The sequence below is a fragment of the Shewanella sp. CAL98-MNA-CIBAN-0140 genome (genome assembly GCF_040309905.1).
Classification (GTDB): Bacteria; Pseudomonadota; Gammaproteobacteria; order Enterobacterales; family Shewanellaceae; genus Shewanella; species Shewanella psychromarinicola.
In genome coordinates, this window is sequence record NZ_JBEOPI010000017.1 from 67,637 (window position 1) to 88,615 (window position 20,979).

The 20,979-nt window shown below is 43.3% G+C and carries 20 protein-coding genes and 4 tRNA genes; 16 read left to right on the forward strand and 8 right to left on the reverse strand.

Features of this window, described 5'->3' with window-relative positions:
- Positions 1-66 precede the first annotated feature (66 nt).
- The 7 genes from AAEY93_RS10715 to AAEY93_RS10745 form a co-directional block, all read right to left on the reverse strand.
- Positions 67-143 (reverse strand) — tRNA-Met (locus tag AAEY93_RS10715).
- Positions 144-148: 5 nt separating this feature from the next.
- A tRNA-Gln gene (locus AAEY93_RS10720) sits at positions 149-223 on the reverse strand.
- Between the two features lie 45 nt (positions 224-268).
- Positions 269-353, reverse strand: a tRNA-Leu gene (locus tag AAEY93_RS10725).
- 45 nt (positions 354-398) lie between these two features.
- Positions 399-475: transfer RNA gene (locus AAEY93_RS10730), tRNA-Met, on the reverse strand.
- Between the two features lie 213 nt (positions 476-688).
- Positions 689-1,780, reverse strand: coding sequence for a redox-regulated ATPase YchF (gene ychF, locus AAEY93_RS10735; RefSeq protein ID WP_124012358.1), 1,092 nt, complete (start codon positions 1,778-1,780; stop codon positions 689-691).
- 77 nt (positions 1,781-1,857) lie between these two features.
- Entirely contained in the window at positions 1,858-2,445 is a 588-nt protein-coding gene (pth, locus tag AAEY93_RS10740) for an aminoacyl-tRNA hydrolase (protein WP_101034358.1), read from the reverse strand.
- 220 nt (positions 2,446-2,665) lie between these two features.
- Positions 2,666-3,889 carry an FAD-dependent monooxygenase gene (locus AAEY93_RS10745; protein WP_351076799.1) on the reverse strand — a complete coding sequence of 408 codons (1,224 nt, stop codon included), beginning with the start codon at positions 3,887-3,889 and terminating at the stop codon, positions 2,666-2,668.
- 226 nt (positions 3,890-4,115) lie between these two features.
- Between AAEY93_RS10745 and AAEY93_RS10750 the strand changes: the two genes are divergently transcribed.
- From AAEY93_RS10750 to AAEY93_RS10785, 8 genes are all read left to right on the forward strand, one after another.
- Positions 4,116-4,538, forward strand: a complete 423-nt coding sequence (locus tag AAEY93_RS10750) for a hypothetical protein (RefSeq protein ID WP_351076802.1) — start codon at positions 4,116-4,118, stop codon at positions 4,536-4,538.
- 84 nt (positions 4,539-4,622) lie between these two features.
- The gene (miaB, locus tag AAEY93_RS10755) at positions 4,623-6,047 is read left to right on the forward strand and encodes a tRNA (N6-isopentenyl adenosine(37)-C2)-methylthiotransferase MiaB (RefSeq protein WP_124012361.1); all 1,425 of its coding nucleotides are present in this window, start codon (positions 4,623-4,625) and stop codon (positions 6,045-6,047) included.
- A gap of 169 nt (positions 6,048-6,216) precedes the next feature.
- On the forward strand, positions 6,217-7,281 hold the full coding sequence (locus AAEY93_RS10760; protein WP_124012676.1) for a PhoH family protein: 1,065 nt from the start codon (positions 6,217-6,219) through the stop codon (positions 7,279-7,281).
- Positions 7,278-7,748, forward strand: a complete 471-nt coding sequence (gene ybeY / locus AAEY93_RS10765; RefSeq protein WP_124012362.1) for an rRNA maturation RNase YbeY — start codon at positions 7,278-7,280, stop codon at positions 7,746-7,748. Before AAEY93_RS10760 ends, ybeY begins: the two co-directional genes overlap by 4 nt.
- 45 nt (positions 7,749-7,793) lie before the next feature.
- Complete coding sequence (corC, locus tag AAEY93_RS10770; protein ID WP_101034354.1) at positions 7,794-8,672, forward strand: CNNM family magnesium/cobalt transport protein CorC; 879 nt, start codon at positions 7,794-7,796, stop codon at positions 8,670-8,672.
- Positions 8,673-8,726: 54 nt separating this feature from the next.
- Positions 8,727-10,238, forward strand: a complete 1,512-nt coding sequence (gene lnt, locus AAEY93_RS10775) for an apolipoprotein N-acyltransferase (protein ID WP_233768653.1) — start codon at positions 8,727-8,729, stop codon at positions 10,236-10,238.
- 161 nt (positions 10,239-10,399) lie between these two features.
- Positions 10,400-10,612, forward strand: a complete 213-nt coding sequence (locus tag AAEY93_RS10780) for a hypothetical protein (protein ID WP_351076806.1) — start codon at positions 10,400-10,402, stop codon at positions 10,610-10,612.
- Positions 10,613-10,838: 226 nt separating this feature from the next.
- Entirely contained in the window at positions 10,839-11,129 is a 291-nt protein-coding gene (locus tag AAEY93_RS10785; protein ID WP_335688076.1) for a DUF6482 family protein, read from the forward strand.
- A 222-nt stretch (positions 11,130-11,351) separates the two neighbouring features.
- Here AAEY93_RS10785 and AAEY93_RS10790 read toward each other — a convergent pair whose 3' ends face one another.
- On the reverse strand, positions 11,352-11,852 hold the full coding sequence (locus tag AAEY93_RS10790; RefSeq protein ID WP_124012366.1) for a zinc ribbon-containing protein: 501 nt from the start codon (positions 11,850-11,852) through the stop codon (positions 11,352-11,354).
- Between the two features lie 120 nt (positions 11,853-11,972).
- Here AAEY93_RS10790 and leuS point away from each other — a divergent pair, with 120 nt between their 5' ends.
- The 8 genes from leuS to rodA all read left to right on the forward strand — a co-directional run bounded on the left by leuS (position 11,973) and on the right by rodA (position 20,953).
- Positions 11,973-14,564 (forward strand): leucine--tRNA ligase, encoded by a 2,592-nt coding sequence (gene leuS / locus AAEY93_RS10795; protein ID WP_351076827.1) that lies wholly within the window; start codon positions 11,973-11,975, stop codon positions 14,562-14,564.
- Positions 14,565-14,717: 153 nt separating this feature from the next.
- A complete protein-coding gene (locus tag AAEY93_RS10800; RefSeq protein WP_101034348.1) occupies positions 14,718-15,212 on the forward strand; it encodes an LPS-assembly lipoprotein LptE in 495 nt (164 codons plus the stop codon).
- Positions 15,212-16,246, forward strand: a complete 1,035-nt coding sequence (gene holA, locus AAEY93_RS10805; protein WP_124012367.1) for a DNA polymerase III subunit delta — start codon at positions 15,212-15,214, stop codon at positions 16,244-16,246. The genes AAEY93_RS10800 and holA overlap by 1 nt, the downstream gene beginning before the upstream one ends.
- 21 nt (positions 16,247-16,267) lie before the next feature.
- Positions 16,268-16,903 (forward strand): nicotinate-nucleotide adenylyltransferase, encoded by a 636-nt coding sequence (gene nadD, locus AAEY93_RS10810; protein ID WP_124012368.1) that lies wholly within the window; start codon positions 16,268-16,270, stop codon positions 16,901-16,903.
- A gap of 161 nt (positions 16,904-17,064) precedes the next feature.
- On the forward strand, positions 17,065-17,394 hold the full coding sequence (gene rsfS / locus AAEY93_RS10815) for a ribosome silencing factor (protein ID WP_101034345.1): 330 nt from the start codon (positions 17,065-17,067) through the stop codon (positions 17,392-17,394).
- A complete protein-coding gene (gene rlmH, locus AAEY93_RS10820) occupies positions 17,394-17,864 on the forward strand; it encodes a 23S rRNA (pseudouridine(1915)-N(3))-methyltransferase RlmH (protein WP_124012369.1) in 471 nt (156 codons plus the stop codon). Before rsfS ends, rlmH begins: the two co-directional genes overlap by 1 nt.
- A gap of 129 nt (positions 17,865-17,993) precedes the next feature.
- Positions 17,994-19,850: a penicillin-binding protein 2 gene (gene mrdA / locus AAEY93_RS10825; RefSeq protein ID WP_124012370.1), complete on the forward strand. Its 1,857-nt coding sequence runs from the start codon at positions 17,994-17,996 to the stop codon at positions 19,848-19,850.
- A complete protein-coding gene (gene rodA / locus AAEY93_RS10830; RefSeq protein WP_283107445.1) occupies positions 19,832-20,953 on the forward strand; it encodes a rod shape-determining protein RodA in 1,122 nt (373 codons plus the stop codon). Before mrdA ends, rodA begins: the two co-directional genes overlap by 19 nt.
- Positions 20,954-20,979 lie beyond the last annotated feature (26 nt).

Here is a 20,979-nt window from a genome sequence, read left to right on the forward strand (position 1 = left end):
TTTATTTCAGAGTAAACTTTGGCTTTACCAGCTAGCGCAAATAATACTCACTCTACCTAATAAATATGGTAGCAATGGCGGGACTTGAACCTGCGACCCCAGCATTATGAGTGCTGTGCTCTAACCAGCTGAGCTACATTGCCAAAGATGGCTGGGATACAAGGATTCGAACCTTGGAATGCTGAGATCAAAACCCAGTGCCTTACCGCTTGGCGATATCCCAATTAAGCTTTTTGAAACATTAGCCTGAGCCAACGTCTCGAATAAATGGTGCGGGAAGAGAGACTTGAACTCTCACACCTTGCGGCACCAGAACCTAAATCTGGCGTGTCTACCAATTTCACCATTCCCGCACAACACTCTAGTTTAACATCTTGAGTAGATGGGTAAGAAATAGATGGTAGCAATAGCGGGACTTGAACCTGCGACCCCAGCATTATGAGTGCTGTGCTCTAACCAGCTGAGCTATATTGCCACTATTTCTTGCAATCCCTCTTGGCGAGGAACGGGGCGTATTATGCTTATTCAGCTTATCTAGGTCAACTGGTTTTTTTCGCTATTTTCATCAATTCGTCTTGTTCGGCTATAACTTCACCAAACTGAATGCCGAATCGACAAAATAAACCCTATTAACTTAGCGTAAACACCTTTACGCCCCTTTTAAATTTCAAATTAACGTAAATGACGCTTATACGTTAAATAAGAAATGCATCACATCGCCATCTTTAACAATGTACGTTTTACCTTCTACACGTAATTTACCCGCATCTTTGGCGCCAGCTTCACCTTTGTAGGTAATAAAATCTTCATACGCCATAACCTGTGCACGAATAAAGCCACGTTCAAAATCGGTGTGGATTACGCCAGCAGCTTGTGGTGCTGATGCACCAATAGGTACTGTCCATGCACGCACTTCTTTTACACCGGCAGTAAAGTAAGTTTGCAGATTTAATAACTCATAACCAGCACGGATCACGCGATCTAAACCTGACTCTTCTAAACCTAAATCAGCCATGAACTCGTCACGGTCATCGGCTTCCATCTCAGCCAGTTCTGACTCAATCGCGGCACAAACAGGCACAACGATTGCATTTTCGGTTGCCGCAATGGCAAGCACAACATCAAGATGAGGGTTATTTTCAAATCCATCGTCAGCAACGTTAGCAATGTACATGGTTGGTTTTAGGGTTAAGAAGTTTAGATACGCTACTGCGGCTAATTCTTCTTTGGTTAACGCTAATGAACGTAACATTTTGGCTTCGTCTAATACTGGACGCATTTTTTCAAGCACACTGATTTCAAATTTTGCATCACCATCGCCGCCTTTAGCACGTTTGGCTTGACGAAAAATAGCGCGCTCACATGCGTCTAAATCCGCTAGGGCTAGCTCAGTGTTAATCACTTCAATATCGCCAGCAGGATCAATTTTGTTCGCTACGTGGACAATATTCGGATCTTCAAAACAACGCACAACATGACCAATTGCGTCGGTTTCACGAATATTGGCTAAAAATTTATTGCCTAAACCTTCACCTTTCGATGCGCCAGCCACTAAACCAGCGATATCGACAAATTCCATAGTAGTCGGTAACACGCGTTGAGGTTTGACAATGGCTGCTAACGCATCAAGACGAGAGTCTGGTACAGGTACCACTCCGGTATTTGGCTCAATGGTACAAAACGGAAAGTTTGCCGCTTCAATACCTGCTTGTGTTAGCGCATTAAACAACGTTGACTTACCTACGTTTGGCAGACCAACAATGCCGCATTTAAAACCCATATGCTTACCTTTATATATGTAGAGTTATCCTATTGGATAATGATGTCGAAAGGGTGTTAAAACAAAACTCGCGTGGCTTATTCTGCTTTGAACGTATGTAATCTGTGCATGGCTTTCGCCATGTCTTGTTTAAATAAAATCTCGGTTGAACGAACCGCTTCATCGATCGCAGCAATTATCCGTTCTTGTTCTAACGCTGGGGCTCTTCCCAGTACGTAGCCGCTAACTTTATTTTTATCACCAGGATGGCCAATACCAATGCGCAAGCGATGAAAATTTTTGTCGTTTCCTAAGCTGGCGATAATGTCTTTTAGGCCATTATGTCCCCCATGACCACCACCCAATTTAAATTTAGCCACGCCAGGGTCCATGTCAAGCTCATCATGGGCAACCAAGATTTCTTCAGGCAGGATCCGAAAAAAATTAGCTAAGGCAGCAACCGACTTACCGCTTAAATTCATGAAAGTTGTTGGGATCAGTAAACGCACATCTCTTCCATGCAATGTTACGCGGGCAGTGACGCCAAAATATTTACTGTCTACAACCAATGATACGTTGCATAGACGAGCCAGTTCTTGCACATACCATGCACCAGCATTATGGCGAGTTTGTGCGTATTCAGCACCGGGGTTTGCCAACCCAACAATCAGTTTAATGTTACTCATCCCAACCTAGTCAGTTTATCAGCGAACAATGTCGCTAAATGCCTTTCATGGCGTACATCAAAATACACATGATGCAAAACGCGGCATTTTATACCAATTTCACTCATAATGTAATCACTCAGAGCCACTCAAACTTTACCGTTCACCACGTCTTATTCAAGTAATGCTTATTCCATTACTTCAACGAGGCCACAAACCACACATTGAGCCGATAGAATATCTAATTAAGTCCAAGGGCGTACTTTAATACTTTACGCTTTAGCGGTGAGTCGATGTTTGCCAATTTTAATGCGCCATTGCGCAGTAATTTTAACGGCAGTAAATCGTTACTAAACCCCGCATAAAAGGCATCCATTGCGGTCATCATTAATTGATTATCGTAATAACGCGCTTGCTGATATCGCTTTAGCACGCGCCTGTCCCACCATGTTTCACCACTGCCAATGGCATTAGCGACTTGGGCCACCAGCACATCGACATCTTTAAAACCAATATTAACCCCTTGGCCAGCTAATGGATTAATCGTGTGGGCCGCGTCACCAACAATAACGAGGTTATCTTGATAATACTGCTGTGCGTGGCGGCGGGTTAACGGAAAGCTGCCACGATTATCAACCGTAAAATGAGGGTCTAATCGCGACGGAAAATGCTGGCGGATCTGCTCTGCCAGTTGCACATTATTCAGTTGAGATAATTGTTTAATTCGGTTGGCATCGTCATACCAGACTAATGAAGCATGATTCCCCGGAAGCGGCAATAAGCTTCTTGGCCCGACAGGAGTAAACTGCTGCCAAGTGACTGATTGCTGGGGCGTTTGAGTACTAATATTAATTAACATCGCCGATTGAGCATAATCCCAACCTGTCACACCAATACCGGCCCATTGGCGCACTTGCGAATGAGCCCCATCTGCGCCGATCAGTAATGTTGTCGAGAGTGTAGCGCCATTATCAAGCTGAATACTCACTTGATGACGATCATTTGAGCGAGAGAATTGGGTCACGTTTCGCGGACACAACAAGGTGACATTGTCCATTTGCTCGATTTGTTGCCATAAACTCAGTTGGATCAATCGGTTTTCAAAAAAATAGCCTAAGTGCGATTGACCAACTTGCTCGGCGCTAAATGCAGTAAGGCAGCCATCTAGTTCCCATGTTTCTAAGCCAGTATAAGGTGCATGGCGCATGGTCAATAAGCTATCCATCACGCCCAAACGTGTTAATAACTGCTCAGACGCCACACTAATAGCCGATATACGAACATCCAAAGGTTGCTCTGGATCATAAGGTTGTGGTTGGCGAGACTCAATCACCGCGACACGGAGCCCTAACTGACCTAAGCCAATCGCGGCAGCCGCACCGACCATTCCGCCACCAACAACGACAACATCATAATCAATCGCGTTATCCGAGGTATTCGTTGAAGTGAGTGAAGCATCTTGCATTGTGTTTACATCCATAATCGTGAGATGACTTTAAGCCCAACAGGGCAATGAACGAGACGGCAACATGTGTATAGACATGCCTAGAATAGCAAAAGTGTGAATAAATGTTGCTATAACGCCGGTTCACTACATTCGCTTACATGTATAAAAATTAACCAGCAAACTATTCTCTATACTGAGACTGTCTCATTAATGGATCCACTTTATTTAACCAAGAGAGGACATCATGAACAGTCACCATCATCAACCTTTACACTACCTACCTGTACGCCATTACATTCGTTGTGGTGTGGTTGTTACAATACTAACTTGCACACTGGCATTATCCGCCCACGTGTCGGCCAATAGTCAAAAAAACCAACCAGTAATACCTGCAACCAATATGGCCGCGACCAATATCAGCCCTATTGAAACGATTACTGTGATATACCGTAGTATGTTTGATTATGCCCTATATGAACAAACCACGGAAATGTTGCTGAGTTTCAATCGTGACTTAAGCCAGAGTAACGCGGTCAATGCTCAACAGCAAAGTCGTCAAATGGCTGCTGAATTTGGTGTTTACTCGCCTCAATCAATCACGTTTAATTCAAACGATAAGTCATTACTATCTCCATGGCCATTACAAAGTTTTTATTCAAATGAGTGAAACTTGCACTAGTGCTGGCCAGACAGCCTGACAAAAGGTAAAATGTCGCGCTATTTTTTAACTTTGGTTTACCGGCGAGCACTGATGAGTAAAAAACTTCATATAAAAACCTGGGGCTGTCAGATGAATGAGTACGACTCATCAAAGATGGCTGATTTATTAGACGATTATCAAGGGTATACCTTGACAGACGACGCAAGCGAAGCAGATGTACTGCTGCTAAATACTTGCTCTATTCGTGAGAAAGCACAGGAGAAGGTGTTCCATCAGCTAGGGCGTTGGAAATCTTTAAAAGATAAAAATCCTAATTTAATTATTGGGGTCGGTGGTTGTGTTGCCTCACAAGAAGGTAAGGCAATTAAAGATCGCGCCCAATGTGTAGACATTATTTTTGGTCCGCAAACTCTGCATCGCTTACCTGAGATGATCGAACAAATTCAACGTGGCGAAAAAGCCGTGATTGATATCAGTTTCCCAGAAATTGAGAAGTTCGATCGTCTTCCCGAGCCTCGCGCTGATGGTCCAACGGCATTCGTATCCATTATGGAAGGTTGCAGTAAGTACTGCTCTTTCTGCGTGGTGCCTTATACCCGTGGTGAAGAAGTCAGCCGTCCATTGGATGACGTTATTCTCGAAGTGGCTCAATTAGCCGCCCAAGGCGTTCGTGAAGTCAACTTGCTTGGCCAAAACGTTAACGCGTATCGCGGGATAACCCACGATGATGAAATCTGCACCTTTGCGGAATTGTTGCGCTTAGTCGCCTCGATTGATGGTATAGACCGTCTGCGTTTTACCACCAGCCACCCAATTGAGTTTACCCAAGACATTATCGATGTGTATGAAGACACACCTGAATTGGTGAGCTTCCTGCATTTACCGGTGCAATCGGGTTCAGACCGTATTTTGACCCAAATGAAACGCGGTCACATGGCCATTGAATATAAGTCGATTATTCGTCGTCTGCGTAAAGCGCGTCCTGATATTCAAATCAGCTCAGACTTTATTATTGGTTTCCCAGGTGAATCTCAACAAGATTTCGCTGATACCATGAAACTGATTGAAGATGTCGCCTTTGACCACAGCTTTAGCTTTATCTACAGTGCACGTCCAGGAACACCTGCAGCAGATTTGCCTGACAATGTCAGCGATGAAGAAAAGAAGCAGCGTTTAGCGATTTTACAAGAACGTATTACCCAGCAAGCGATGCGTTATAGCCGTCATATGCTAGGCACTGTTCAACGTATTTTAGTCGAAGGTCCTTCGGTAAAGAATCCAATGGAGCTTCGTGGTCGTACTGAAAACAGTCGTGTGGTTAACTTTGAAGCTGCCCACACTCATATCGGCAGTTTTGTTGATGTGAAAATTGTTGATGTTTATACCAACTCATTGCGCGGAGAATTTGTCCGAGGTGAAGATGAGATGGATTTACGTCGCAGTTTACATCCGTCTGATATTATGGCTAAACACAAGCAAGATGACGCATTGGGTGTTGCTCACTTTAAGCCGTAATTGATGTTTGTTGCTTAAGCATTACTAAAGGCGGCTTGTCCGCCTTTAATTTTGCCTAAAATGAGTCATATTATGGTAATTCAATACAGAGACTCGTAAACTGTTATTATTGTAATATGGCATGTTTAAGCACTTATTCTTTGCCCTTGACCAAAATCTGGAGCCTTATTTGACCACTAAAGCCACCACCATGAACGTGTATCTAGAACCGTCAGACACTCGCCGTTTAGCCTCATTATGTGGCCCAGTTGATGACAACATCAAACAACTCGAACGCCGATTAGGTGTTGAGATTATCCATAAAAATAATCAATTCACTATTATTGGTCTGCCACGTAACGTGCTCAATGCCAATAACTTGTTGCGTCAGTTATACATTGAAACCCAAACCGTAAAAGGCAGCACGCCTGATTTAGAACCTGAAATCGTTCATCTCGCCATTCAAGAAGCCATTCACCTTGAAGCTGAACAAGACAATGACGACAGTAGCATCCATATAAAAACCAAACGTGGCGTGATTAAACCTCGTACACCCAATCAAAGTGTGTACATGCATAACATTACCCGTCACGACATCAGTTTTGGGATTGGCCCTGCCGGTACCGGTAAAACTTACCTTGCTGTAGCAGCAGCGGTTGATGCCTATGAACGTCAAGAAGTACGTCGTATTCTATTAACTCGCCCCGCGGTTGAAGCGGGTGAAAAGCTGGGTTTTTTACCGGGCGATTTAAGCCAAAAAGTCGACCCTTATTTACGCCCACTCTATGATGCCTTGTTTGAGATGATGGGGTTTGAAAAAGTCGAAAAACTGATTGAACGCGGGGTGATTGAAGTCGCACCACTGGCGTACATGCGCGGCCGTACACTCAATGACGCCTTTATTATTTTAGATGAAGCCCAAAACACCACCGTTGAGCAAATGAAAATGTTTTTAACCCGTATTGGGTTTAATTCTCGCGCGGTGATCACCGGGGATATTACCCAAATAGATTTGCCTCGTAGCCAAAAGTCAGGTCTGCGACACGCCATTGAAGTCCTCAGTGAAGTGTCCGAAATTAGCTTTAATTTCTTTATTGCCCAAGATGTGGTTCGCCATCCGGTAGTGGCTCGTATTGTTGAAGCCTATGAAGCTTTTGAGCAACAAGAACAAATTGAAAAAGCCGCAAAAGAACAAGCTTATCGCGAACGTGAGCAGAAACGTGTCCAACTGGAAAAAGAGGGACATACTCAATGAGCCAGCAAGGGATATCATTAGATCTCGACCTGCAAATTGCAGTTGATAACCCAAGGTTACCGACTCAAGCAGAGTTTGACACTTGGGTACGCACCGCGATGGGGCAAACGATGCCAGAAGTGGAACTCACCATTCGTATCGTTGAGGTTGCCGAGAGTCAGCAACTCAATTTAACCTATCGCGGTAAAGATAAGCCGACTAACGTGTTGTCATTTCCGTTTGAAGCGCCGCCTGAAGTTGAATTGCCGTTATTAGGTGACCTCGTTATCTGCGCGCAAGTGGTGGAACAAGAAGCAATTGAGCAAAATAAACCGCTAAACGCGCACTGGGCACACATGGTCATACACGGCTGCTTGCATTTGCTGGGTTATGACCATATTATCGACGAGGAAGCCGATGAGATGGAGTCATTAGAGACCCAACTTGTTGAAGGCTTAGGTTTTACAAATCCCTATAAGGAAGCATAAATAAACAAGCTATATCTGATAGATATCCCTGTTTAGGTAAATATTATGAGTGACGATATCCCCCCGAGTACAAACGCCCACAAGAGAAGCTGGTTCGATAAAATTAACCAATTATTTCAGGGCGAACCTCAAAATCGCGAAGATTTAGTTGACGTCATTGCAGGTGCAGAAATGCGTGACCTTATTACTGAAGATACTCGCGAAATGATTAAAGGTGTATTAGAGGTTTCCGACCTTCGTGTGCGCGACATCATGATCCCAAGAGCGCAAATTGTTACCATTCAAATAGACTCGACTGTCGATGAATTTTTAAAAATTGTCATCGATTCAGGCCACTCTCGCTTCCCTGTTGTTAATGAAGATAAAGATCATATTGAAGGCATTTTACTGGCTAAAGATTTGATCAAATACGGTTTTAAACAATCTGATGAATCTTTCACTCTTGCCCAGGTTATTCGACCTGCAGTGGTCGTTCCTGAAAGTAAAAGAGTCGATGTGCTACTCAAAGAATTCCGCTCACAACGTTATCACATGGCCATTGTTGTTGATGAATATGGCGGGGTATCAGGCTTAGTCACTATTGAAGATATTCTGGAAGAAATCGTCGGCGAAATTGAAGATGAATTCGACCACAATTCAGTTGAAGACACTGAAATTAAAAAGCTCAGTAATACTGTGTTTATGGTGAAAGCGCTCACTGAAATCGAAGACTTCAACGAAGCGTGTGGCACCGCGTTTAGTGATGAAGAGTTTGATACTGTGGGAGGTATGGTGTCCCATGCATTTGGTCACTTACCTGAACGTAATGAAAGCATTGTCATCAGCAATATTGAGTTCAAAGTCATTAATGCTGATAACCGCCGCTTGGTGCAACTTCGTGTTAAACTCCCAGACCCAAATATTAGTGAAGAACTCAACGACTAAATCGTGCTAAAAACTCAACCCTTATACTCTCCTTTGAGTATTGCCCGTCTGGTGATGGCATTTTTTGCTGGCGCCAGTACGGCATTATCGTTTGCGCCTTATGAAATGTGGGCCATATTTCCGTTGGCACTCAGTTTTGCCTTATGGCAAAGCCAAACCTTAACCGCTAAACAAAGTTTGTATTATTGGCTTAGTTTCGGTTTTGGCTGTTTTGCTATTGGTATTAGCTGGGTCCATGTCAGTATTGACACTTTTGGTGGCATGCCTATTGTTGTGTCGATAACTTTAATGGCTTTACTGGCACTTTATCTTGCCATTTATCCCGCCATTTGTGGATACTTGCTCAGTAAGTTATCCCGCACATCAAAACATACGTTAAACCCTTACATAACCTATCTTGGGCTATTCCCTGGATTATGGGTCCTCACCGAATGGTTACGAGGCTGGATACTCACGGGTTTTCCTTGGATTTGGGCTGGCTATAGCCAAACATTAGGACCTCTGAGCGAATTTGCCAGCTTTATTGGTGCGTTGGGACTGAGTTTTGTGGTGGCTTTAGTTGCTGGCTCACTGCTGCTATTAAGCCAAAAGCGGATAATACCGATACTGCTTATTTTACCTACGTTGGCACTGCTTGCATGGGTGGCACCACAAGTAAATCCAATTTCCACCTCTGGGAAATCAGTCAAAGTCGCCTTAGTGCAGGGTAATATTGCCCAAAGCATGAAGTGGGAACCCGATGCATTGTGGCCGACTATGCTTAAATACATGGATTTAACCCGTAGCCAGTTTGATGACGCCTCGAGTGTCGATATCATCATTTGGCCAGAAGCCGCTATTCCAGCGCCAGAAGCCATGGTGGAAGACTTTTTAATCAATGCCAATCAAGTCGCCAATATCAATAACACGGCGATAATTACCGGCATTATTAGCCACCAGCAAAAAGACTTTTATAACTCATTAATCGTTTTAGGTAATCATCATCTGAAGCAGCAGCAAAGTGCTGATTATGTCATTGATGGCAGCAATGAGTATAAAAAGCATCATTTATTGCCTATAGGTGAGTTTGTGCCGTTAGGTGATTTATTGCGCCCTATTGCACCGTTTTTTAATTTACCTATGTCATCATTCCAGCGAGGTGGCTACACTCAAGCTAATTTAACTGCGCTGGGTTACCATATTGCGCCTGCAATTTGCTACGAAATTGTCTTTCCAGAGCAAGTAAGAGCCAGTGTTACCGACGAAACCGATATGCTGCTCACGGTATCAAACGACGCTTGGTTTGGCGCCTCTAATGGGCCATTACAACACATGGAAATCGCCCAAATGCGCGCGATTGAAATGGGTAAACCGTTACTGAGGGCGACCAATAATGGCATTACTGCAGTGGTCGATCCGCACGGGCGAATTACCGATGCAATCCCTCAGTTTGAAACGGGTGTCTTAGTGACCAACGTTGCCCTTTATCAAGGTGAAACTTGGTTCAGAAAAATAGGTCAATTCCCCTTGCTGATACTGTGCAGCTTATTACTGTTATTGGGTGTAAGAAACTACTTACGTAAATAACGGGCAATTGATCCAACTCAAAAAAGACGCTTTCACAAGATTTAGCCTAATTGCATGGGGTGAGGTCATCATTGTCGTTATGTTAGCGATTGTCGCCGCGCCTACATTTATTAGGCTCAGTACCCATGCTCGACAAGGCAGATAATCTGGCGTGACGGCCAGTGTTAAAACCCGCAATTGTCTGCTATATGCCCGTTCAACATGACGCACTTACAAGTGCAAGGCAAACAAACCGCGATGAATTAATCGATATTGATATCGATATCGACAACGAGGGGGTACTTGAAACGCGGTTAAGACCGGGTGATGTAGATAACCCTGACATCGAACGATGGATTGTTGCTGAGAATAATTTTACCTTTCAATATCAATAAATTGCTGTTACTTGGATATAACCAAGATGATAATGTCCAAGTCAACAATGATAACGGCTACTTTTTATACCCTTGAGCCGCCAACGGTGCCACAACACCTCAATATCAAATTATATTAAGCTATTGCTAAAATAACGTCATTTTAAAGACCTTTTCTTGTTTAAAAATTGAACTACCTTTGAGTTTGCATCGTACTGCTTCTGATAAACAACTACAGGAGGTTATTATGCAATTATCTGAAATCAAGTTAGCCATATCCCAACAAGCTAAACACCCGACGATTATTAGCTATGCCGACTCCAATCATTACTTACTTGGTATTAAAGACGAAAATGGCAGTTTTCAAAGCGCCCGCAACAAAGCTGGCGTTTTACTCAGTCTTAACTCAATCAAACAAGCTGAAAACCTATTGAAACAACAAGGCATTAATTACGCCATAATAGAAATTCAAACGGCATATGATGAGATGGTAGGTATTAGTAGCGGTAGCCATTGCCGTTACCGAGTCGAATTTTAATCTCGAACCTCATTTGGGATAAGGGTATGGGAAAAAGTTAATCAAAAGCAGTCTGTTTCGAGTTAACTTTTTCCAGTCAAGCATATGAAAATTACGTATCACTGTGTATACAAGGCGAGTTTACCTAGCGATAGGGTGGATCTTGCAGGTTAAGCTACTTCGAGCTCGGGACAAAAGCGGTCCGATTACCGCTTTTTATCCAGAGTTGAGCTCAGTTACCCACTATGGCGTTAATGGCTCCCGTGAAAACTCATTATAATCACATTGTGGACAATCGGGGATGACCCCAGGGAAATCGATTTGCATTTGGTGACCACACTTATTACAGATCAATATACCTTGGTTAATGATTTCTCCAGACTTATAAACACCACGATGTTTAAAATCTTGTAATAGTTCATGCCATTCCACTTGACTACGATCGGTTATCTGGCTTAACCACTGCCATAATGTATTCTCAATCCCAATGACCATCGGGCTAAAACTCAAATTATCGGCATTTTCCTCATTTAAGAAGGCTGCAATGTCACGCTTTAAAAATTCTTCGACTAATTCTAACTCTTCTTCATCTGAATGAGATTTAAGTGCCAAGTACTCTTTCCCTTGGGTTACCGACTTAAACAAACTCTTAGCTGTCAATGAGTTATCTTGATCAAACGTGGCTTTCACCTGTTCGAATAGTGACTGATATAAGGCTAATAGTGCTGAACTTTTTCCACTCATAATTAATACTCCTTAATACGCACCTTTTTAATAGATCACTTCTGGTTTATTCTATGCAGTTATAAATCGCGCTGCTGAGCGTTAGATCAAACAATAGGCGGCATGGCCGGAAATAGATTGATGCAAGAACAATATAATCCCTCAGAAATTGAAGCCTTAGTGCAAAAGCACTGGCACGAACATAAAACCTTTGAAGTCACTGAAGATGAAAGCAAAGAGAAATTCTATTGTCTTTCAATGTTTCCGTATCCTTCAGGTCGTCTCCACATGGGCCACGTCCGTAACTACACCATAGGCGATGTTGTAGCACGATATCAACGTTTGCAAGGTAAAAATGTTTTGCAACCGATTGGTTGGGACTCATTTGGTCTGCCTGCAGAAAATGCCGCGATCAATAACAAGACCTCTCCTGCACCGTGGACATACGAAAATATCGACTATATGAAGAACCAACTTAAATTATTAGGTTTTGGTTATGATTGGAGTCGTGAAATCGCTACGTGTACCCCGGAGTACTATCGTTGGGAGCAATGGTTTTTCACTCAGTTGTTTGAAAAAGGCTTAGTGTATAAAAAAACCTCATCAGTAAACTGGTGTCCAAATGATGAAACCGTACTGGCAAATGAACAAGTGCAAGACGGTTGTTGTTGGCGTTGTGATACTGAAGTCATTCAGAAAGAAATTCCTCAGTGGTTTATTAAAATCACTGATTACGCTGAAGAACTGCTTAACGATCTCGACACGTTAGATGGCTGGCCTGAACAGGTTAAAGCCATGCAACGTAACTGGATTGGCCGCAGCGAAGGGATTGAAATGACCTTTGCCGTAGCTGACAGTAACGCCACCTTTGATATCTATACCACTCGTCCAGATACCTTAATGGGCGTGACCTACGTTGCTATTGCTGCGGGTCATCCGTTAGCGGAACAATCGGCGCTGAATAATCCTCAGTTAGCCGCATTTATAGAAGAATGCAAAAATGCTGATACCACTGAAGCGGCGATGGCTTCGATGGAGAAAAAAGGCGTAGCAACCGGTCTTCAGGCTATTCACCCTATTTCTGGTAAATTGGTCCCTATTTGGGTGGCTAACTTTGTATTAATGAATTATGGCACGGGCGCAGTAATGTCGGTCCCCGCTCATGATCAACGCGATTATGAATTTGCGCTTAAATACCAGCTCGCTATCGAAGCGGTGATCAAGCCTGTTGAAGGCGAATTGGACATCAGCAAAGAAGCCTATATTGAAAAAGGGGTGGTATTTAACTCAGGTGATGCTTTTCCTGAGCTAGACGGTTTAGATTTCAAAGCCGCCTTTGAAGCCATTGATACTAAATTAACCGCAGAAGGCAAAGGCAAACGTCAAGTCAACTACCGTTTACGCGATTGGGGTGTATCTCGTCAACGTTACTGGGGGGCACCGATCCCGATGGTGACCTTAGCAGACGGCACCGTTATCCCTACGCCAGAAGATCAACTACCGGTCATTCTGCCTGAAGATGTGGTGATGGACGGTATTCAAAGTCCGATCAAAGCTGATAAAGCTTGGGCAGAAACCACAGTCAATGGTCAGCCTGCAATGCGCGAAACAGATACCTTTGATACCTTTATGGAATCATCTTGGTATTACGCGCGTTACTGTAGTCCTCATGCCGATGAAATGTTAGATCCAGCCAAAGCTAACTACTGGTTACCGGTAGATCAATATATTGGTGGTATCGAACATGCTTGCATGCATTTATTGTATTTCCGCTTCTTCCATAAGTTGCTACGTGATGCTGGCTTAGTCAACAGTGATGAGCCCGCAAAACAATTACTGACTCAAGGCATGGTTTTAGCCGATGCTTACTACTACAACAACGAAAAAGGTGCCCGAGTGTGGGTATCACCTTTAGAAGTGACTGTGGTAGAAAAAGACGACAAAGGCCGCATTATCAAAGCTGTCGACAATCAAGGTCATGAACTGGTTTATACCGGCATGAGCAAGATGTCTAAGTCGAAGAATAACGGCATTGACCCACAAGTCATGGTCGAAAAATACGGTGCTGACACAGTCCGTTTATTCATGATGTTTGCCTCGCCACCAGAATTAACTCTAGAATGGCAAGAGTCTGGCGTTGAAGGCGCACATCGCTTCATCAAACGTTTCTGGAAATTGGCCAGCGATCATGTTGCCGCAGGTAAAACTGAAGCACTAGATGTCAGCAAATTAAATGCTAATCAAAAAGCATTGCGCCGTGAATTACATAAGACCATCGCCAAAGTCAGTGATGATATTGCGCGTCGTCAAATGTTTAACACTGCGGTTGCCTCGGTAATGGAGCTAATGAACCATTTACTCAAAGCATCGCAAGAAAGCGCTCAAGACCGTGCATTGCTTGCTGAAGCATTGTCTGCTGTAACGCGTTTGCTTTACCCTATCGTTCCGCATATGACGTTTACGTTATGGAATGAGTTAGGTAACGAAGGTGATATTGAAGACAGCCGTTGGCCAGAAGTCGATGAGTCAGCATTAGTCGAAGACAGCAAGCTCATTGTGGTTCAAGTTAACGGTAAAGTGCGTGCAAAAATTACTGTCGCTGCCGATGCATCGAAAGAAAATGTTGAAGCCTTAGGCATGAGTGATGAACATGTGCAAAAGCACACTGAAGGGTTAACGGTTCGTAAGGTAATTTACGTGCCTGGTAAACTATTAAGTATTGTGGCTAACTAGTGACAATATCAGCCCTGATATGAGGCGACAGAAACCTCCTATAGGGCTAAGTCATAACGCCTAGTATTGTCAGTGTCATAACTTACCGCGGGTGACACCGCGGTAAGTTATTTATGTAACCGATACCAATAAACAAGGATGCCTACCCTCACTATGCTAGCCAAAAAGATTTGCTTGGCAATAATGACATTGGTAATACTCACCAGTGCAGGTTGCGGCTTTACACTCCAACGCAGTTATTCTATACCTGCAGAATTAGCCGAATTGCATTTAAGCAGCAGCGATGAATACAGTGAGTTAACTCGCTTAGTTCGTGACAGATTACGGATCAACCGTATTAGCCTTGTTGATGCAGCAGAAAAAACGCCTACGTTGCGACTTATCAATGACTCACTCGAACGCGCCACATTGTCACTTTATCCCACCGGGAATGTCGCAGAATATGAACTCATCTACTTAGTGCATTACTCTGTCACCTTACCTGAACAAGAACCACAAGAATTTGATACAGAAATCCGCCGCGACTATCAAGACGATCCTCGAACCGCATTGGCAAAAAGCCGCGAAATGGAGTTGTTAGTTAAAGAGATGCGCGTACAAGCAGCCGATTATATTATCCAAACTCTGGCGTTAATCGGGGCAGAGTAATGCGGGTTTATCCTGATCAACTCAAGCAACATCTCAAACAGCTACCCCAGTGTTTTTTACTGTTTGGTGATGACCCATGGCTAATCGAAAACAGTAAACAACTTATTCTTAACGCCGCTAAAAAACAAGGTTTTGAAGAACGGGTGCAATTAAGCCAAGAAACCGGCTTTAATTGGGGCGATTTGATCCAAGAATGGCAAGCAATGAGTTTATTTGCTAGCCGACGGATTATTGAGTTAACCCTGCCACAAGGTAAGCCAGGCATCGAAGGCGCAGCGGCATTTAAAACGCTTTTACAACATTCTAACCCAGATATGTTGTTGATTGTACAAGGACCTAAAGCCAGTGCAGAACAAACCAACAGCAAATGGTTTAAATCACTCGATGCCAAAGGTATATACTTACCCTGCACCACACCTGAAGGTAAGCAGTTTGAACGCTGGTTAGACAGCCGTATTACTCATTATGCTCTCACGGTTCATCATGATGCAAAAGCCATGTTGTTTAGCTTATTTGAAGGTAATTTACTGGCAGCCGAGCAAGCGATGCAATTGTTGCAACTGCTCAGCCCTAAGCAAAATATTACCCCAGAACAATTGAGTGAATATTTCGAAGACCAATCTCGTTTTAGTGTGTTTCAACTCTGTGATGCCATTTTAGGTAATCATCAAAAAAATGCCCAACACATGTTGGCTCAATTGAAGGCTGAAGGCACCGCTATGCCCATTTTAATGTGGGCTTTATTCAAAGAAATTAACCTACTGCTCACCTTAAAACTGGCGGTTCAGAATGGCGAACAACTCAGTAAACTGTGGGGACAACACCGAATTTGGGATAAGCGAAAACCGCTCTATCAGGCTGCAATAACGCGATTGGATTTAGACCATATCGAACATATGCTCGCTTTTGCCTCTACAATAGAATTAAATCTTAAACAAAAAGGGCTTGAAGATTGGATTGGTCTTAGCCATTTATGCATTTTATTCGATCCACGAGCACATAATCGTTTAGCCCATATTAAATTAACGGACTGAGATAAAAGGTAAGGACAGCGAATGCGTATCGGTATTTTGGGCGGCACGTTCGACCCCATCCATTTAGGACATATCAATCCTGCACTAGATGTTAAACAGCAACTTAATTTAGACCAGATTTGGTTAATGCCCAATCATATTTCACCCCTCAAAAATACCACCGTGGTGAGTAGTCATCATCGGCTTGAAATGGTGAAGTTAATTTGCCAGCAGTACCCTGAATTTGAACTATGCGATATCGAAATCAATCGCAATACACCGTCTTATAGTGCCACAACGCTCTCATTACTCAGGCAACAGCACCCCAAAGATGAATTCTTTTTCATTATGGGAATGGATTCATTCATTCAATTGCCACTGTGGTATCAATGGCAATCATTGTTTACCCTGTGCCATATTGCGCTGTGTCAACGCCCGGGTTGGGCAATGGACACTCAGAGCGAAATGACCAAACAATTATTATTAAGGCAGGCAGCTGCCAGCTACCTCGACTCACCTTCCCATGCTACACATGGAAAAATATTTTGCATCAACAGCCAGTTAGTCGATATTTCCTCGACAGAAATACGCCAGCGGCTAGCTGAAAATATTGACATCAGCGCGGTATTACTGCAAACAACGACCGATTATATTCGTCAACATAAACTCTATCGTTAACACTACGATAAGCACTATTATTGATTCAACTGCTGCCACTGTCGGTTAACTCATCCGCTAGCACAAAATTAATTCTATCTTTGTTTCGCTGCGCTTAATTGCGCATCAACAGTGAATTTGAGTATAATACTCCGTTAATTTTTACTTATGAGGTACTTCGAGTGCAAGGCACCGAACTAAAAGATTTCGTTATCGACAAAATCGATGATTTAAAAGCAAAAAATATTACTGTTTTAGATGTATCTAAACGGTCAACCATCACCGACACCATGATTATCTGTACTGGTACGTCAAAAACACACGTTCGATCTATTGGTGAGCACGTTATCGTGTCAGCCAAAGACGCTGGCGTGCAACCTCTTGGGGTTGAAGGACGTGACAGCAGTGAATGGGTATTAGTTGATTTGGGCTCAGTTATTCTGCACGTGATGCAGGAACAAACTCGTGATTATTACGAGCTTGAAAAACTTTGGTCTGAACACAGCGCCTAATGAAGTTACAGCTTATTGCCGTTGGTAACAAAATGCCCGATTGGGTAACCCGAGGCTTCGAAGAATACCAACGCCGTTTCCCTAGAGATATGGCTTTGGAACTCATCGAAATCCCTGCGGGGAAGCGCGGAAAAAATGCCGATATCGCCCGAATTTTACATAAGGAAGGCGAATTAATGCTAGCGGCAGTAGCCAAAGGTAACCACATTGTCAGCTTAGATTTACCCGGTAAAAACTGGATAACACCAGAACTTGCCGAGCAAATGACAAAGTGGCAATTAGATGGTAGAGATGTCAGCTTACTTATTGGTGGTCCAGAAGGACTTTCACCTGCTTGCAAAGAGGTGGCCCACCAAAGCTGGTGTTTGTCTGCCCTAACCTTACCTCATCCTTTGGTTAGGGTTATTGTGGCAGAAAGCCTATACCGAGCTTGGAGCATCAATAACAATCATCCCTATCACAGAGAATAAATTCAGTCGCATGAATAACTAAGCTTATCGATAATGATTATCATGCAACTCTTTGTTTCATATTCATCAGCTGATACAGTGATCTTTTATCATCCATTCTTTCATTTGGTAACGACGGGGATAGCATAAGTGTCGCCAAAAAAGCGCATTACCATGCATGATCACGCCGCAGAGGCTGCGCTATTTAAACGCCGTGCATTATTTACTTTCATTTGCGTGTTATTGCTACTCTGTATACTATTTTCAAACCTTTATCAGCTTCAAATTGTCTCTTACAAAGACTATGAAACTCGTTCAAATGATAACCGTATCCGTGTGGTTCCGACCCCGCCTAGCCGAGGGTTAATTTATGACCGTAATGGCGTACTATTAGCGGAAAATCAACCTTACTATTCTTTAGAGCTTATTCCCGAAAAAGTCAGTGATATCACGGCAACCTTAGATGAGCTTAATAGCCTGATTGGACTCTCAGATGATGAGCGCGAAAACATCACTGAAACCCTAAAGTTTCATCGTCGTTTTAAGCCGTTAACCATCAAAAACAAATTAACTGACGAACAAGTAGCCATATTTAGTGTTAATCAATTTAAATTCCCCGGTATTTATGTTGAAGCAGGCTTAAAACGTCACTATCCCTATAATGAGTTAATGACTCATGTGTTGGGTTATGTCGGCAAAATTAATAGCCGAAATAAGTCGCAGCTTGAAAAAAGCGACCAATGGAAAAACTATGCGGCAACTAAAGACATTGGTAAGATCGGCATTGAAAAATTTTATGAAAGTTTACTTCACGGCATGCCAGGTCACCTCGAAGAAGAGGTTAATAATCGTGGCAGGGTGATCCGCACGCTCAACGTCACCCCCCCGACACCGGGGCAAGATATCTATCTCACACTAGACCTCAAACTACAGCAAAAAGCCATGGAGTTGTTAGCCGGTCGTAAAGGGTCCATTGTTGCAATAGACCCTAGGAATGGCGATATTTTAGCCATGTTCTCAAGTCCATCATATGACCCTAACCCATTTGTACATGGCATTACCTCTAAAGATTATAATGGGCTATTAAATGATAAATCACGTCCATTAATTAATCGTTCAACTCAGGGACAATATTCCCCAGCATCAACCATCAAGCCGCATGTGGCGTTACTCGGTTTAGAAGAGAAAATCATTAACGAACGCACTCGAATTTGGGACCCTGGCTATTGGCAAATGCCAGGTGTGGAGCGCAAATGGGGGGATTGGAAAAAATGGGGTCATGGCTGGGTAGATACCTACCATGCCATTGTCGACTCCTGTGATGTTTTCTTTTATGAGCTCGTCTATAAGGTTGGCATTGATAGAATGGCTATCTTTATGGACCGTTTTGGCTTTGGCAGAAGTACTGGTATTGATATTTTCGAAGAATCAAATGGCGTTATGCCCTCTCGAGACTGGAAAAGAATGCGTTACAATCAACCTTGGTATAACGGTGATACTATTTCGGTCGGTATTGGCCAAGGATATTGGACCACAACACCATTACAGCTTGCTAATGCCGTCACGATCATGGCAAATAAAGGCAAGCGATTTACGCCTCATCTATTAAAGTCATTTAAAAATAGTACCGTTAAAATGGATTCGCCCATTGATGAACAGCCGCCAATTGAGCTTAAAGATCCGCATAATTGGGACATTATTAATGAGGCGATGCGCCAAACTGCCGATAAATCTCGCTTTACTGATGCGAGCTATACCGCCGCAATGAAAACCGGTACCGCACAGGTGTTTAGTGTTGGCGAAGATGAAAAATATAATGCCGACACCATCGCCGAACACTTGCGCGACAATGCATTGGTTGTTGCTTATGCACCTTATGAAAATCCTCGTATTGTTTTGGCAGTCGTACTTGAACATGCTGGCTGGGGGGGGTCTAACGCTGGGCCGGTCGCAAGAGCACTGCTCGATGAGTATATTTTACGAGACGAATGGGCGGCAAAACCGTGAATAATCATCCATATCAAAAATCATTTTGGCAGAAGATACACATAGATGTGCCATTACTCACCGGCCTGTTAATACTAATGGGGGTTGGTCTCTTTATTATCTATTCAGCCAGCGGTGAAGATCCTGCGATGATGGAACGCCAGCTGGTCCGTATAACATTGTCACTGGGGGTCATGTTTTGTTTTGCACAAATCAACCCTGAAATACTCAGACGTTGGGCATTGCCGATTTATATCGCTGGAATACTGTTGTTACTGGGCGTCGACTGGTTTGGCACCATTAATAAAGGCGCACAACGTTGGTTGAATCTTGGGTTTATGGAGTTTCAGCCATCGGAACTGATAAAACTGGCCTTCCCGATCACCATGGCATGGTACATCAGTAAGTTTCCGCTACCGCCGAAAAAGCGCTATCTGGCGGGTGGTGTCATTATTTTGCTGATCCCAACACTCTTAATCGCTAAACAACCTGATTTAGGGACGTCTATTTTAGTGGCGGCCTCTGGGGTGTTTGTGTTGTTTTTATCCGGTATGAGCTGGTTGATTGTTGGCGGATTTATTACCGCCATTTTAATCTTTTTACCTATCATGTGGTTTTTCTTGATGCACGATTATCAGCGCACTCGAGTATTAACCTTATTTAACCCTGAACAAGATCCTCTCGGCGCGGGTTATCATATTATCCAATCCAAAATTGCCATTGGTTCTGGTGGATTGTGGGGTAAAGGTTGGCTTGATGGGACTCAATCACAATTAGAGTTTTTACCAGAGCGCCACACTGACTTTATCTTTGCGGTAATAGGAGAAGAGTTTGGACTCATTGGCAGTTTACTCTTATTGGCAATGTATTTATTTGTGATTGCCAGGGGCCTTGTTATCGCGTCACGAGCACAGACCAGCTTTGCCCGCTTATTGGCGGGCAGTATCACCCTAACATTCTTCGTCTACGTTTTTGTCAACATAGGCATGGTATCAGGAATTTTACCCGTAGTAGGTGTTCCTTTACCACTGATAAGCTATGGGGGAACCTCGATGCTGACCTTAATGACAGGCTTTGGTATTCTAATGAGCATTCACACCCACAGACGATTTGTCGACCGATAGGATTAACCGCAACTATGACAAAAATA